The 13537-nt window shown below is 62.7% G+C and carries 13 protein-coding genes; 5 read left to right on the forward strand and 8 right to left on the reverse strand.

Annotated elements, in window-relative coordinates:
* The first annotated feature begins 188 nt into the window (after positions 1-188).
* On the forward strand, positions 189-2507 hold the full coding sequence (locus BXA07_RS04475) for an NADP-dependent malic enzyme (RefSeq protein WP_076566010.1): 2319 nt from the start codon (positions 189-191) through the stop codon (positions 2505-2507).
* A 56-nt stretch (positions 2508-2563) separates the two neighbouring features.
* Here BXA07_RS04475 and BXA07_RS04480 read toward each other — a convergent pair whose 3' ends face one another.
* The 3 genes from BXA07_RS04480 to BXA07_RS04490 all read right to left on the reverse strand — a co-directional run bounded on the left by BXA07_RS04480 (position 2564) and on the right by BXA07_RS04490 (position 7391).
* Positions 2564-3400, reverse strand: a complete 837-nt coding sequence (locus BXA07_RS04480; protein WP_076566011.1) for a universal stress protein — start codon at positions 3398-3400, stop codon at positions 2564-2566.
* Between the two features lie 140 nt (positions 3401-3540).
* Positions 3541-4227 (reverse strand): hypothetical protein, encoded by a 687-nt coding sequence (locus BXA07_RS04485; protein ID WP_076566013.1) that lies wholly within the window; start codon positions 4225-4227, stop codon positions 3541-3543.
* Positions 4228-4910: 683 nt separating this feature from the next.
* A complete protein-coding gene (locus tag BXA07_RS04490) occupies positions 4911-7391 on the reverse strand; it encodes an MHYT domain-containing protein (RefSeq protein ID WP_244556183.1) in 2481 nt (826 codons plus the stop codon).
* A 266-nt stretch (positions 7392-7657) separates the two neighbouring features.
* On the opposite strand from BXA07_RS04490, the gene BXA07_RS04495 reads away from it, so the two are divergent.
* Positions 7658-8464, forward strand: a complete 807-nt coding sequence (locus BXA07_RS04495) for a class I SAM-dependent methyltransferase (protein ID WP_139335421.1) — start codon at positions 7658-7660, stop codon at positions 8462-8464.
* Between the two features lie 6 nt (positions 8465-8470).
* On the opposite strand, the gene BXA07_RS04500 is transcribed toward BXA07_RS04495, so the two are convergent.
* The 3 genes from BXA07_RS04500 to BXA07_RS04510 form a co-directional block, all read right to left on the reverse strand.
* Positions 8471-8971: a hypothetical protein gene (locus tag BXA07_RS04500; RefSeq protein ID WP_076566017.1), complete on the reverse strand. Its 501-nt coding sequence runs from the start codon at positions 8969-8971 to the stop codon at positions 8471-8473.
* 65 nt (positions 8972-9036) lie between these two features.
* Positions 9037-9759, reverse strand: a complete 723-nt coding sequence (locus BXA07_RS04505; protein WP_076566019.1) for a M56 family metallopeptidase — start codon at positions 9757-9759, stop codon at positions 9037-9039.
* A gap of 31 nt (positions 9760-9790) precedes the next feature.
* Complete coding sequence (locus BXA07_RS04510) at positions 9791-10207, reverse strand: GNAT family N-acetyltransferase (protein WP_076566021.1); 417 nt, start codon at positions 10205-10207, stop codon at positions 9791-9793.
* Between the two features lie 147 nt (positions 10208-10354).
* Between BXA07_RS04510 and BXA07_RS04515 the strand changes: the two genes are divergently transcribed.
* From BXA07_RS04515 to BXA07_RS04525, 3 genes are all read left to right on the forward strand, one after another.
* On the forward strand, positions 10355-10747 hold the full coding sequence (locus BXA07_RS04515; RefSeq protein WP_076566023.1) for an Imm10 family immunity protein: 393 nt from the start codon (positions 10355-10357) through the stop codon (positions 10745-10747).
* Positions 10748-10815: 68 nt separating this feature from the next.
* Positions 10816-11394 carry an NnrU family protein gene (locus tag BXA07_RS04520; protein ID WP_076566025.1) on the forward strand — a complete coding sequence of 193 codons (579 nt, stop codon included), beginning with the start codon at positions 10816-10818 and terminating at the stop codon, positions 11392-11394.
* A gap of 573 nt (positions 11395-11967) precedes the next feature.
* Positions 11968-12213 carry a hypothetical protein gene (locus BXA07_RS04525; protein ID WP_076566028.1) on the forward strand — a complete coding sequence of 82 codons (246 nt, stop codon included), beginning with the start codon at positions 11968-11970 and terminating at the stop codon, positions 12211-12213.
* A gap of 180 nt (positions 12214-12393) precedes the next feature.
* Here BXA07_RS04525 and BXA07_RS04530 read toward each other — a convergent pair whose 3' ends face one another.
* Positions 12394-12627 carry a hypothetical protein gene (locus BXA07_RS04530; RefSeq protein WP_139335422.1) on the reverse strand — a complete coding sequence of 78 codons (234 nt, stop codon included), beginning with the start codon at positions 12625-12627 and terminating at the stop codon, positions 12394-12396.
* A 250-nt stretch (positions 12628-12877) separates the two neighbouring features.
* A complete protein-coding gene (locus BXA07_RS04535) occupies positions 12878-13324 on the reverse strand; it encodes a hypothetical protein (RefSeq protein ID WP_139335423.1) in 447 nt (148 codons plus the stop codon).
* Positions 13325-13537 lie beyond the last annotated feature (213 nt).

Genomic DNA, 13537 nt, shown 5'->3' on the forward strand with positions numbered 1-13537 from the left:
AATTGAAATCTACAATTCGATAGTTTTTGCTGCTCAGGACGTTTGTGCCGCCGGACGGCCTTACAATGCTAGGTTATGCGTTTTCGTGATATCAGACTGTGGCTAGCGGAAAATACCTAGCTAATTGAAAGAATCGGTCTGATAAAATCGGAAGCACCCCGATCGACCAAACAGGAAGGCAGCACAGCATGGATTCGTCATCTGATAAAAAAGAAGAATTGCGTCAACAATTGCGCTTGGCCGCACTCGAGTACCACGAGTGCCCGCGCCCCGGCAAAATCAGCGTGACGCCCACCAAACAACTGACCAACCAGCGCGACCTGGCGCTGGCCTACTCGCCAGGCGTGGCCGCGCCGTGCGAAGAAATCGTCATCGATCCGGCGAACGCCTATAAATACACGGCGCGCGGCAACCTGGTGGCCGTCATCACCAACGGCACGGCCGTGCTGGGACTGGGCAATATCGGCCCGCTGGCCGCCAAGCCGGTGATGGAAGGCAAGGGCGTGCTGTTCAAGAAATTCGCCGGCATCGACGTCTTCGACATCGAAATCAACGAATCGGATCCCGATAAACTGGTCGACATCATCGCTTCGCTGGAGCCGACCTTCGGCGGCGTGAACCTGGAAGACATCAAGGCGCCCGAGTGCTTCTACATCGAGCGCCAGCTGCGCGACCGCATGAAGATTCCCGTCTTCCATGACGACCAGCACGGCACCGCCATCATCGTCGGCGCGGCCATCCTGAACGGCCTGAAAGCCGTCGGCAAGGAAATCGCGGACTGCAAGCTGGTCGTGTCGGGCGCCGGCGCCGCGGCACTGGCCTGCCTGGACCTGATCGTCGACCTGGGCTTCCCCCTGAAAAACATCTACGTCACCGACCTGGCCGGCGTCGTCTACAAGGGCCGCACGGAACTGATGGACCCGGACAAGGAACGCTTCGCGCAAGACACGCCGCTGCGCACCCTGGCCGAGATCATCCCGGACGCCGACATCTTCCTCGGCGTGTCCGCCGGCGGCGTGCTGAAACAGGACATGGTGCGCAAGATGGCGCCGAACCCGCTGATCCTGGCGCTGGCCAACCCGAATCCGGAAATCCTGCCGGAAGAAGTCAAGGCCGTGCGCAGCGACGCCATCATCGCCACGGGCCGTTCGGACTATCCGAACCAGGTCAACAACGTGCTGTGCTTCCCCTACATCTTCCGCGGCGCCCTCGATTGCGGCGCCACCACCATCACGCGCGAGATGGAAATCGCCGTCGTGCACGCGATCGCCGACCTGGCGCATGCCGAGCAGTCCGATATCGTCGCCACCACCTACGGCATCAGCAACCTGTCGTTCGGTCCTGAATACCTGATCCCGATGCCGTTCGATCCGCGCTTGCTGATCAAGATCGCGCCCGCCGTCGCCAAGGCGGCCGAGGAATCGGGCGTCGCCACGCGTCCGATCAAGGACTTGCAGGCGTACGCGGACAGCCTGCAGCAATTCGTCTACCGCAGCGGCACCTTCATGAAACCGCTGTTCCTGATGGCCAAGTCCACGCCGGCCGAACTCAAGCGCATCGTCTACGCCGAAGGCGAAGAAGAGCGCGTGCTGCGCGCCGTGCAAGTGGTGGTCGATGAAAAACTGGCGCGCCCCATCCTGGTGGGCCGTCCGCCCGTGCTCGAAGCGCGCATCCAGAAATTCGGCCTGCGCCTCAAGCAGGGCGTCGATTTCGACGTCATCAACCCGGACTTCGACGAGCGCTACCGCGATTACTGGAATACGTATTACGCCATGACCAGCCGCAAAGGCGTCACCGAGGAATACGCTAAACTGGAAATGCGCCGCCGCCACACCCTGATCGGTTCGATGATGATCCACAAGGGCGACGCCGACGGCATGATCTGCGGCACTTTCGGCACCACCCAGCTGCACCTGAAATACATCGACCAGGTGCTGGGCAAGCGCGCCGGCAGCAATGTCTACGCGGCCATGAACGTGCTGATCATGCCTGAGCGTCAATTGGTGATGGTCGACACGCACGTCAATGAAAACCCGGACGCCGGGCAATTGGCCGAGATCACCATCATGGCCGCCGAAGAAATGACCCGTTTCGGCCTGTCGCCGCGCGCGGCCCTGCTGTCGCACTCGAACTTCGGTTCCAGCGACAGCGCCTCGGCGCAAAAGATGCGCGCCGCGCTGGCCATCATCAAGGAACGCGCGCCGGACCTGGAAATCGACGGCGAAATGCACGGCGATACGGCCCTCGACAGCAAGCTGCGCCAGAAAATCATGCCGAATTCGGCACTGAAGAACGACGCCAACCTGCTCGTCATGCCGAACATCGAATCGGCCAACATCGCCTACAACCTGGTGAAGACGGCGGCCGGCAACGGCATCGCCGTGGGCCCGATCCTGCTCGGCTGCGCCAAGCCCGTGCACATTCTGACGCCATCGGCCACCGTGCGCCGCATCGTCAACATGACGGCCCTGTGCGTCGTCGACGCCGTGGCACAGCGCAAAGTTTAAGCGCTAGCTGCTGATTGAAAGCCGCGCCATCCGCAAGGAGGCGCGGCTTTTTGACGTCAGTGTGCCATCAGCACGGGCAAGGTCATCTGGCGCAGCACGGTTTCCGTTACGCCGCCCAGTAAAATTTCGCGGAAGCGCGCGTGGCCGTAGCCGCCCATCACGAGCAGGCCCGCATGCACTTCGGCCGCCATGGCCAGCAGCGCCGCGCCGACGTCGCCCGTGGTGACGGCGGGGCGCACTTCGACGGGCACGCCGTGACGGCTCAGGTAGGCGGCGATGTCGGCGCCCGGATGGCGGGCCGGCTGGGCGTGGCCCGTGGGCGGGTGCAGCAGGGCCAGCACCACCAGGCGCGCCGCGCGCAAGAGCGGCAGGGCGTGGCCGATGGCGCGCGTCGCTTCCATGCTGCCGTCCCAGGCGACCAGCACCGTGCTGTCCACTTGTGCAAATTGCCCGCTGTGCGGCACGATCAGCACGGGGCGGGCCGCGTTGAGCATCACGTAGGGCACCAGGTCGCTCATGGCGCCGGGCAGCGCCTCGCTGGCGTCGTGCTGGCTGAGTACGGTCAAGTCGCTGTAGCGGGCGCTGACGGCCATGCCGCCATCTTCATCGTCTTCGATCAGGCGCCGCTCGATCGACACGGCGCCCGCCTGGCGCGCCAGCGTTTCGAACTGCTCCAGCACCTGTTGCGCCTGGCCGTGCAGGGCGGCAATCTGCGCCGCCACGGCGGCGCCGCGCATGCCGCGGTTGTTTTCCAGGGTAAAGCGCGACACGCCCGTCATCGCCGCGCCGATCAGGTGCGCCTGGTGCGCGTGCGCCAGCCGCGCCGCGATGGCGATGCGCTGCGGCGCATGGCGCGACAGGTCGGCGTGGACGAGGATGGATTTGTAAGCCATGGTGTCATTCGCTAGTCAGGATGGCAACAAGGCTAGAACGGCAACACGGCTAAGTCCAGCATTGCCGTACTGGACGGCAGTTTTCTTATGCCGGACTTGATATCGGTCAAAAAAACAGCGAGGTGCAGCCTATTGTTGTGTCAGATATCTGCCATGCCTTTGGCCGTGTTCAATGCGTTTTGCAGGGCTTTGGATTGCTTTGCGGCCTGGTCGTCGAGAATGCGGCGGTTGCCCGTGTCGGTGGCCGAGTCCGGCAAGACGGTCACTTCCGCCCGCGTTTTTCCGGCTTGCTGGATTTCCACGGTTTTCCAGTTGGCATCGCCGGAGACGAAGCCGATGCGGAACTGCGTCTTGATGGTATCGCCGCGGCGCAAGCCGGTGCTGTTGCCGCTATCGTTGTTGTAATTGCTGAAGAGTTCGGATTCCGCCACCGGTTCCGGCTTGTCGTCGACATACAGGCGAGCGACAAACTTGACGCTGCTCAGGTCGTGCGAACTGCCATTGTGGATGGTCGCGGCGACAGTCGGTTGCAAGCCGAAATAATCCTTTTCCATCGTAAAACGCACGTCGCTGGCGGTAATTTTCGATAGATCCGCATAGCCGGCCACATAGGCCGCCCTGGCCGTTTCCAGTTGCGCCAGCTTTGCCGGCACTTCGAGAATGATCTTGTCGCGTTCAGCACGGATGATGGCTTTCGGCGTGCCGTTTGGATAGCTTGCATGCAATCGTTGCAGATTGAAATCGCTGACGGCCCAATCGTAAGCCTGCTGCTCTTTTTGCGGCATGTCCTTGAACGCTTCCTGCAAGGACGATTTGTAGAGCTCCATGCCATGGCCGGTATCGAGTTGGTGGTCTATGCCTTTGGCACATCCTTGTAACAGCATGAGCACGAGGAGCGCTGCTCCGAAGTAGCTGGTTTTACGCATATTCTGTAGACATTTCTATGGGTGAGGACATGGGCAGGCGAAAATTCGCAGCCGATTTTAATGCCAAATAGAAAATGTCGCCATTGAAATATTGCCTTAACGAAATGGCCATGGCTCACTGCAGCCATTCGCGTCGAGAGTGAAAATAATTGCACTATTTCGTATGCGTTCATTGATGCATATCAATGTTCATCTTCAGCAGCCGCCGATAATGGCATCGAACTCCTTGCCTTTCCAGTGGTCTGCATCGGCACCGGCGCCAGCGTGTCCGGTACTTCCTTGTGTGACGCAACAACGCTGGTTGTGGCGGGAGTTCACTTTTCAGGCGGCCGCGTGCTTTTCCTCCTGTTCCGCCCAGCGCGCGTATCGAAAAGACCCATGCTGCTCGCGCAGCTAAGCAATCCTCAGGAAATTATTGTGAATTTATGACGAACAGAACCGGATGCTATGCAAGGCGCCCGCTGCGACGCAGTGCGAGCACTGCTGGCAGCGGGCAACGCCGCAGAGGGCCGGTTATGGAAGTCAGAAATCACAATAATTTATTGGGGCTTACTTAGCCCACGTCACGCATGGGCGTGGCCCGCTCAGGGGACTTCCCCCTGCAGCGCTTGCAGCAAGTCGTGCAAGAGCGATTGGGCTTGCGAAAAATCAAAGTCGTCGATGGCGCGCAGCAGCGGCGCCAGTCCGTTCGCCTGCGCTCCCATGGCGTGCCGCAGCAGGGCGAGCGCCGCGTCATCGCGCTTGCCTAGCCGCAGGGCGCGCAGCAAGGTGGCGCCCGCTTGCCGCGCGGTAAGGATATCGCCGGCCTGCGCCCGATTCAGGGGCAGCATCACGTGAAATACGCTGCCGTGCGGCACGGCGGCGTCGGCCCAGATGCGCCCCTGCATCAGGCTCACCAGCTGCCGGCTGATGGTGGTGCCCAGGCCCGTGCCGCCGAAGCGCCGCGTGGTCGATACGTCGGCCTGCACGAACGGATCAAAAATGGCGTCGCGCCATTCTGCGGGGATGCCGATGCCGCTGTCCTGCACCAGCAGGTGCAGCTGGCCGTCGTCGAGGCGGGCCGCCAGGCTGACGGCGCCGGCGGCCGTGAACTTGATGGCGTTGTCGAGCAGCTTGGTCAGTACCTGCCGCATGCGCAAGGCATCGCCATGCAGCACGGCCGGCAGTTGCGGGTCGTACGCGACGTCCAGGCGCAAGCCCTTGGCGCGCGCAGGGATGCCATACGTGGAGGCGAGCTCGTCGAGCAGCGCGCGCAGGCTGTAGTCGCGCGGCTCCAGCGCCACGGCGCCCCTGTCCAGCTTGGCCGTGTCGAGTACTTCATTGAGCAGGCGCAACAGCGAGCGCCCCGACTGGCGTACCGTGTCGAGGTGGCGCCGCTGTTCCGGCGTCAGCGGCGAATCGAGCAGCGCGTCCGTGAAACCGAGGATGGAATTCATCGGCGTGCGGATTTCATGGCTCATGTTGGCAACGAAGCTGGCCCCCGTGGCGGCCGCCAGTTCCGCCTTTTCCTTGGCCATGCGCAAGTCTTGCTCCATTTGCCGGCGCTCGCTGATGTCGAGGATGACGCCATCGACCCAGCGCGCGGCGCCCACCGGGTCGTGCACGACGCTGCCCCGCTCCCACAGCCAGCGCGACCGGCCATCCGCATGCAGCAGCCGGTATTCGAGCAGGTAGGGCTCGCCGCTGGCGACGCTGCGCCGGAAGACGTCGATGACGTAGGCGCGGTCTTCGACGGCGATCAGGCCCGTGATGCTGCGCCGTGGCGCGGCGCCGAGGAAGTCGGCGGGCGGGTAGCCGGTGATGGCTTCCACGCCGTCGCTGATGAACAGCATGGGCTGGTTTTCCGCCGTGGCGCAGCGAAAGGCGATGCCGGGAAGGTTGCCGATCAGCGAGCGCAACTGCTGTTCGCTGTCGCGCAGGGCGGCCAGCATGGCGCGCCGTTCGCTGATGTCCGCTATGAACAGCACAGAGACATCCTGCCCGGCCAGGCGCGCGCTGGCCATCGAGCGCTGCACGGCCACGGGGGCGCCGTCCTTGCGCAGGTAGACGATTTCCGCGCTGGACTGGAAGGCATCGCTGACGAGCACGCTGATGTGGCGGCCGGCGATGTCGGCCCGGCGCCAGCCCAGGATGCGCTCGGCGGCGCCGTTGACATCGACGATATCGCCCGCCTTGTCGATGGTGATGACGCCGTCGACGGTGCTCGTCAGCAGCGAGCGCATCCAGTCTTCGCTCTGCTGCAGGTGGCGGAACAGTTCGCGGTAGCGCAGGATGGCCACGGCCGAGGCGACGACGATGGTCAGGGCGACGGTGAGCACGGTCACGCCGATGACCAGCATGGGCCGATGGCTATCCGAGTCATTGCCTGGTGGAATCGTGCCCACGAAGCGGGCCGCCTGCATGCCCATGTAATGCATGCCGCTCATCGCGCCGCCCATGACGCAGGCGCTGATCAGCTGGCGCTGCGACGGCCCCAGGGTGGCGCTCCAGCCGCGCAGGCCGAAACGTATCCACAGGGCAAGTGTGGCGAGCACCACGGCAAGCAGCAGCGACAGCGCGAACAGCAGCGGGTCGTAGCGCAGCGCCAGGCCGACGCGCATGGCGTGCATGCCCGTGTAGTGCATGGCGCCGATGCCCAGGCCCACCAGCAAGCCGCCGCACAGCAGCAGCGGCGCCGTGACGGCGCGACGGCTGATGGTGGCCAGGGCCACGAACGAGGCGGCCACGCTGGGCACGACGGACAGCAAGGTCAGGCCCGGATCGTAGCCGACGCTGGTGCACAGCTCGAAGGCCAGCATGCCGATGAAATGCATGGCCCACACGCCGCAACCAAGGGCCAGGCTGCCTGCCAGCAAACACAGCAGGTGCAACAGGCTGCTGCTGCTGGCTTGCGCGCGGCCGTGGGCCGTCATCTGGAAGGCCATCGACGAGGTGAAAATGGCGATCACGAGCGACAGCAGCACGAGCCCCGGCGCATACTGGCCGGCGTGGAGCAGGGCCGGGTCGTCGGGCAGGCGGAACAGCTGTTGTACGCTGGCAGGTATCATCGTAGGCAAAGGGCGCATCGCGGCGCCGGCGCGCGGGCCGGGCGCCACTGGGTGATCGATGCGGATTACCTTACCAGATTTCTGGAAACAAATATCTTAATTATAATTATTTTCCCTGTCGTCCAAACCGTGCCATGCGGGAAAGGGGGGCGCACAGCTTGCCGTGCCCATGGAAGGGCGCTGCTGGCGAGGAAGTTGCGATCAGGAATTGTGTGGTTTTTTTGCAAGGTGCGACGTCGTACCTTATGCCATGCTACATTCGCGTCCTGCTTTTTTCTGAAAGGATGACGATGCCTTTAGGTAACAACTTCTTGCAGCACAATCAGCAAGCCTGGGATGCCCAGGCTGCCCGGAACAGTCCATGGTCGCAGCCTGTCGACAGCGCCACCATCGCCGCGGCACGCGCCGGGCAGTGGCAAATCCACTTGACGCCTGGCCCTCTGCCTGCCGGCTGGCTGGAGGCGGTACACGGCAAGCGCATTTTGTGCCTGGCCGGCGCCGGCGGGCAACAGGCGCCCGTGCTGGCGGCCGCCGGCGCGCACGTGACCGTCTTCGATCTGTCCGAGCAGCAACTGGCGAAAGACCGCATGGTGGCCGAACGCGATGGCTTGCAGCTGGCCACGGTGCAGGGTGACATGCGCGACCTGGGCTGTTTTGCCGACGCCAGCTTCGATGTCATCATCCACCCCGTGTCGAACCAGTACGTGCCCGATATCGCCCCCGTGTGGCGCGAATGCGCGCGCGTGCTGGCGGAGGGCGGCGTGTTGCTGAGCAGTTTCTTCAATCCGGCCGTGTTCATCGGCGACCGCGATCCGCAATGGGCGCAGCAGGGCTTGATACGGCCCCGTTTCGTGCTGCCGTACTCGGATGTGGAGGATATGGATGCCGATGCGCTGGCGGCGCGCATGGAGAGGGGCGAAGCACTGGTCTTCGGCCACGGCCTGGACAGCCAGATCGGCGGCCAGCTGGCGGCGGGTTTCGTGCTGGCGGGTTACCACGAGGAAATGCATCCCCACCCGCGCTTTGAAATTGAAAAATACCTGCCCAGCTTTATCGCCACGCGCGCCGTCAGGCTGGCGCGCGCGGCATAGCGATCATTAGTTGTAAGGCTGCAAGTCGAGCCAGACGGCATAGGACAGGCGCTTGCCGTTCCACAGGCCGCCGCCGCGGATGACGGCGTCGCACGAGGTCAGCTGGCCCACCAGGTCCATGCGGCCCAGGTTGCGGCGCAGGCGCAGGGCGTCGTTGTGCGACAGGTAGCCCACCAGCTGGCCGTCGATGAAGACGGCGATGGCCTTGTCCTGGAAGGGGTTGGCGTCGTCGCAGACGAGCAGGGCCAGGCATTTTTCTTCCGCGTTGCCGGGACCGTGTTCGCCGGCCAGTTTGGCGATGGCGCTCTGGTACATCGCTTCGTTTTCCACTTCCGACGCAAAACGGCCCTCGTCGCTCCAGTGGTGCGCGGGCGCGCCCGCGGGAATCGCCGGCACGTACTGGCGTATCGACAGCAGCGGCTTGTGCAGCGGCTGGGCGGGCGCGCGGCCGCTGAAGACGTAGTACAGCAGGGCGATGACGATCACGATGGCGAGCAGGTAAAGCATGGTATCTCTCTGATTTCTTGGGGGATGGGCCGGGGGCGGCGGCGCGCTGTGCGCCATGGCCGCTACTATAGCAAGTTCGCCGCGCCGTCCCGGGGAAACCTGGCCATGATACGCCGGCGGCGGCGCAGGGCGCGCGGGTCGCCCAGCACGATGGGCGAGGCGCCCGTCAGGCCCGAGTAATACTGGCCGTGCCGGCGCAGGACGAAGGCATAGTCGCGCAGCGCGTGGCCCTGCGCCAGCATGCGCGCGTCGCAATCGACTTCGATGGCAAAGCGCAGCCGGTGCAGCTGCCACCACAGCGGCACGTTCCACGGCATGAGCAGGATCAAGGCGTAGGCCAGGGCCAGCAGCTGCGGGTCGCGCGCCCGGAGCCGGCATTGCTCGTGCGCCAGCAGCAGCGCCTGTTGCTGGGCAGGAATCAGTTGCAGCCACACGGGCATGACGATGCGGGGCCGCAGCAGTCCCGCCACGCAGGGACCGATGCCGCCACTCAGGAACACGGGCGTGCCCAGCAAGGTGGTTTTTTGCCAGCGGCGCTGGTGCGACAGCAGCCAGACGCTGCGCAGCGCCAGCAGCAAGAGCATGCCGCTCGATAGGACAAACCAGCCCAGTTTAAGCTGTGCCTGCTCCGCCGGCATGGCCTTCAGCACGCCGGGCAGCCATGCCAGGGGCACGATGACGGACGCGGCGATGGCCGCCAGCCACGGCCAGCGCGTCGCGCGTCCGCGCCGCTGCCGCGCGCGCTCGGCGCGCCAGGCGCCGGCCGACAGCAGCAGTGCCAGCGCCATGCTGCATGGCAGCCACGCAGACATCGGGCGTCTAGCGCTTCAGCGCCATGCCGACGGAGGCGGGCGCCGTGTGCCGGAAGCCGAACTGGGCGTACAGATCCTGCGCCTGGCCATCGGCGATCAGGCTGACATAGGCGCTGGGCGGCACTTCGCTGTCGATGTAGCGCATGATTTCGCGCATGATCAGCTTGCCCAGGCCCTTGCCCTGGTGGGCCGGCAGCACGGCGATATCGACCACCTGGTAAAAACAGCCGCCGTCGCCGATGATGCGGCCCATGCCCACCACGTCGTCGCCCAGCAGCACCTGTACGGCAAACAGGGAATTCGGCAAGCCCTTGGCAGCCGCCTCCGCGGTTTTTGCGCTCAGGCCGGCGGCAATGCGCAGCTGCTGGTAGGTGGCGACGGCGGGAATGGCCAGGCGGGTGGTATAGGGCGCGGCTGCGGACAAAGCGTTCTCCTGTGCAATGTGGATGGAATGGCCATTATAGGTGGCCAGCGCGGCTGGGGGCGGCACGCTTTATTCGCCGCGCCCTATGTCGTGCGCGCCGCTTTTGCGCTATGGTGGCGCCATCCCTTGAATTGTTGAAAGCACGCCATGTCCGCAGAATTTACCGCCACCGAATTGTCCGTCATCCATGAAGACGACGCCCTGATCACCACCCTGGCCGCGCCAGCCGGCAAAGGCGAGCCCGTCTACCTGATGCTGCAGCGGGCCGACGAATACGACGAGCAGGACGTGGCCATGGGCATGGACGAGCCGTATATTGAATACGGCGGCCAGGAATTTGCCTGGTATGGCCACATGCACGCCGTGATCCTGCATCCGAACCGCTTGTCCGTGCAGATGGATGCGGAAGCGGCCATGCAGATGGACGACGACGGCCAGATCGACGTGCGTTTTAATCTTTCGCCGGAGCGCTACGCCCAGCTGCAGCAGGCGCTGCGCGCGACGTTCGACGGCTGCGACTACTATCGCGAGGAACGTTGATCTGCGCCCACGACGCCGGCCATGGCGTCGTCTATGCTCGATAACTGGTATTGATGCGGGAGAACACGATGACGGTACTGATACTCGGTTTGCTGCTGTTTCTCGGCCTGCACTCGGTGCGCATCGTCGCCGACGGCTGGCGCAGCGCCCAGCTGGCGCGCCTGGGCGAAAAACGCTGGAAGGGCGTCTATTCGCTCGTGGCGTTTGCCGGCCTGGGCCTGATCATCTGGGGCTACGCCCTGGCCCGCCAGCAGCCGCAGGTGCTGTGGACGCCGCCCATGGGCCTGCGCCACGCGAGCGGCCTGCTGATGCTGTTTTCGCTGGTCCTGCTGGCGGCGGCCAACGTGCCGCGCAACCGCATCAAGACCTGGGTCCACCATCCCATGCTGCTCGGTACGCAATTCTGGGCCGTCGCGCACCTGCTGGCCAACGGCAGCCTGGCCGACGTGCTGCTGTTCGGCGGCTTTCTTGCCTGGTCGTCAGTGGACCTGTATTGCGCCGTGCGGCGCGACCGCGCGGCCGGCGTCAGCTACCAGGGCGGCACCGCGCAAGGCACCGTGATCGCCATAGTCGCGGGCTGTGCGCTGTGGCTGCTGCTGGCGTTCTGGCTGCATGGGGTACTGTTTGGCGTGCGGCCGTTCGGCTAGCCGGATGCGCCAGCTGCGGGGAGTTCCAGTACGCCGGCAAGCCGAGCCTGACATGCAGGCCGTCTTCCGCGCCGGTGCAGCGCCCCGCCAGGATGTCGCGCGCCATCCGGGGCCGGTCCGCTTCCGCCGCGATGATGTGCCGGCCGAATTGGGGCGCTGCGGCACGCAAGCGAGGAGCACGTCGCCAGGCGGCGTCAGCGCAAGGAGCAATGCGGCGATCGCCGCTTGCGCACCGGGACGGACAAGCGCGGCAGCCAGATAGTCAAATGTTCATCTTGCATGGTTTTCAACTGGGACATTTTGTCTCAATGTATGGAAATTGTTTTGAAGTAGTATGCATCAGCACATGCAGCAACACCATTCTTGCATGACGGTCGCCGACGTTTTCCCCGTGCTCATCGTCTTCGCCCTATCACTTTGCAGACTGCCATGCTTATTCCATGGCTGGTTATAATGCAAGATTCAAACAGGATGCCCGGAGGGGATGGTTTGCACGGAAGCTGCTGAGGCAGCGTATTGAGGCAGTGCTCCTCACGATAGATAGTGTCAAGTAATAGACTGGAAATACGCAAAATGATCGATTGGACTCCTATAGTCTTCGTGACATTCAAGGCCTTCGTGCTCGTCACGGGCATGTTCTTCGCCATCAAGTGGCATTACGATCAAGGTAAGAAGGATGAGAACAAGGCGAAGCAGAACCGCGCGGTGCTGCGCGCAAGCGGCAAGGTAGTCGCAATCTTCACGCTGTTGCTGCTGGGCCTGGGGATCGCCACCTTCTTCTTCGTCAAGGTGCTCGGTTTGGAAATCATCTTTCCTTGATGGCAAGGAATAGTCGGCCGATCCCGGTCTTGTCGCGCCGCTGAGCGCAGGTGCCGCCGGCGGCCTTGGGCTCCCGGCCCGCTTTTGACCGGTTGCCGTCGATGTCAGGCAGTGTTCCTGAGCCGCCGCAGACGCGCGGCCGATGATGCCCCTGCCCGCCAGGCAGGGGGGGCGGTAGCGTTATGATTGCCGATTGTTTAGTTCTGCTACGAAACGGTCATAGTTTGCCTGAAGCTTCTCGCTATCGTCGTACTTGGCAAAAAAAGCAGTCATCAGCCTGGCGGCGGCGTCATTATCGCTGCTTGGTATGCGGGCAATCCCTAAATCATCGGCCATCCAGTTCTCGATATCCATCGGTGCGGCGCCACTGCGGCATGCCCCATAGATGAATTTGCCGATTTCTTCGTAGTTCATATTGGCCGCATCCTTTTGGTCTGTGTGTCGTGAAATGGCGATGAGGTCTGCCTTTGGCTGACTCGGGACGGTCGGCATTGCCGGACGGCGGCATGTTGCCAAGCCAAACGATGATAAATAATATGTCACAGACGTCATGCTGTGTCGCTGATGCATGGCACAGCTCGGCCACCGGGACTGATGATGTGTACAACGAGGCCCAACAGAACCCGTCTGTTTGCAACCAGCATGGCCACGAGTGACGCGCCAATTACCTGGCCTCAGGATTGCCTTTGCAAATGGACGTACATATCTTTTCGACGTTGTCCTTGTAATTTTCGATCTCTTGCTTTTCCTCTTTTAGCAATCCTTGAAGTTTATCGTCATCTTGCTCTATTTTTTTCTTCTCGCGGATTTGCCTTAATTTCTCTTCAAATACCGTTTTCCTGGGATTGCCAGCATCCGATTCGACACACCTTTTGGTACATTCCTGCTTCGTCGTCGCTTTCCACTGAGCCGAGGCAGAAAACGCGAAAATATTCAAAAGAAAAAAGAGAGCGAATTTCTTATTCATGATCCAACCTTGCTTTTCATTTGCAATTTTATTCGGCTCGGCATGAGCATGCCGGTCAAATCCAGGCGCCAGACGGTTGACTGATGCCTTTTCTTTCCATTGTCGGAAAGTTATCGACGCGGTATCAGACCCATCGAGGATCATACATTAAAGGAAATGTTTTTTTTGGGAAAATAGTCCCGTGCAGATACGGCAACCTAACCGGGATACTTGTCGCTGCTGGGCGTGCCCTCGTAGAGCACGGCGGACAAACAGGGCGGACAGTGGCATGGCGCACTTCCTGATGGTACTTTTTAGAGAAAATCCTGAATCCAGCAAAAAGTACCAACAACGTGCATGGCTTTGACTGTACGCCGA

Source organism: Janthinobacterium sp. TND4EL3 (assembly GCF_900156175.1).
In the GTDB taxonomy this organism is placed as follows: Bacteria; Pseudomonadota; Gammaproteobacteria; order Burkholderiales; family Burkholderiaceae_D; genus Janthinobacterium.

Bases quoted from the DNA above. Each gene is read 5' to 3' on its own strand.
- BXA07_RS04475 (WP_076566010.1), top strand. From the start codon at position 189: ATGGATTCGTCATCTGATAAAAAAGAAGAATTGCGTCAACAATTGCGC.
- BXA07_RS04480 (WP_076566011.1), bottom strand. From the start codon at position 3,400: ATGGCTTACAAATCCATCCTCGTCCACGCCGACCTGTCGCGCCATGCG.
- BXA07_RS04485 (WP_076566013.1), bottom strand. From the start codon at position 4,227: ATGGAGCTCTACAAATCGTCCTTGCAGGAAGCGTTCAAGGACATGCCG.
- BXA07_RS04490 (WP_244556183.1), bottom strand. From the start codon at position 7,391: ATGCGCCCTTTGCCTACGATGATACCTGCCAGCGTACAACAGCTGTTC.
- BXA07_RS04495 (WP_139335421.1), top strand. From the start codon at position 7,658: ATGACGATGCCTTTAGGTAACAACTTCTTGCAGCACAATCAGCAAGCC.
- BXA07_RS04500 (WP_076566017.1), bottom strand. From the start codon at position 8,971: ATGCTTTACCTGCTCGCCATCGTGATCGTCATCGCCCTGCTGTACTAC.
- BXA07_RS04505 (WP_076566019.1), bottom strand. From the start codon at position 9,759: ATGGCGCTGGCACTGCTGCTGTCGGCCGGCGCCTGGCGCGCCGAGCGC.
- BXA07_RS04515 (WP_076566023.1), top strand. From the start codon at position 10,355: ATGTCCGCAGAATTTACCGCCACCGAATTGTCCGTCATCCATGAAGAC.
- BXA07_RS04520 (WP_076566025.1), top strand. From the start codon at position 10,816: ATGACGGTACTGATACTCGGTTTGCTGCTGTTTCTCGGCCTGCACTCG.
- BXA07_RS04525 (WP_076566028.1), top strand. From the start codon at position 11,968: ATGATCGATTGGACTCCTATAGTCTTCGTGACATTCAAGGCCTTCGTG.
- BXA07_RS04530 (WP_139335422.1), bottom strand. From the start codon at position 12,627: ATGAACTACGAAGAAATCGGCAAATTCATCTATGGGGCATGCCGCAGT.
- BXA07_RS04535 (WP_139335423.1), bottom strand. From the start codon at position 13,324: ATGATCCTCGATGGGTCTGATACCGCGTCGATAACTTTCCGACAATGG.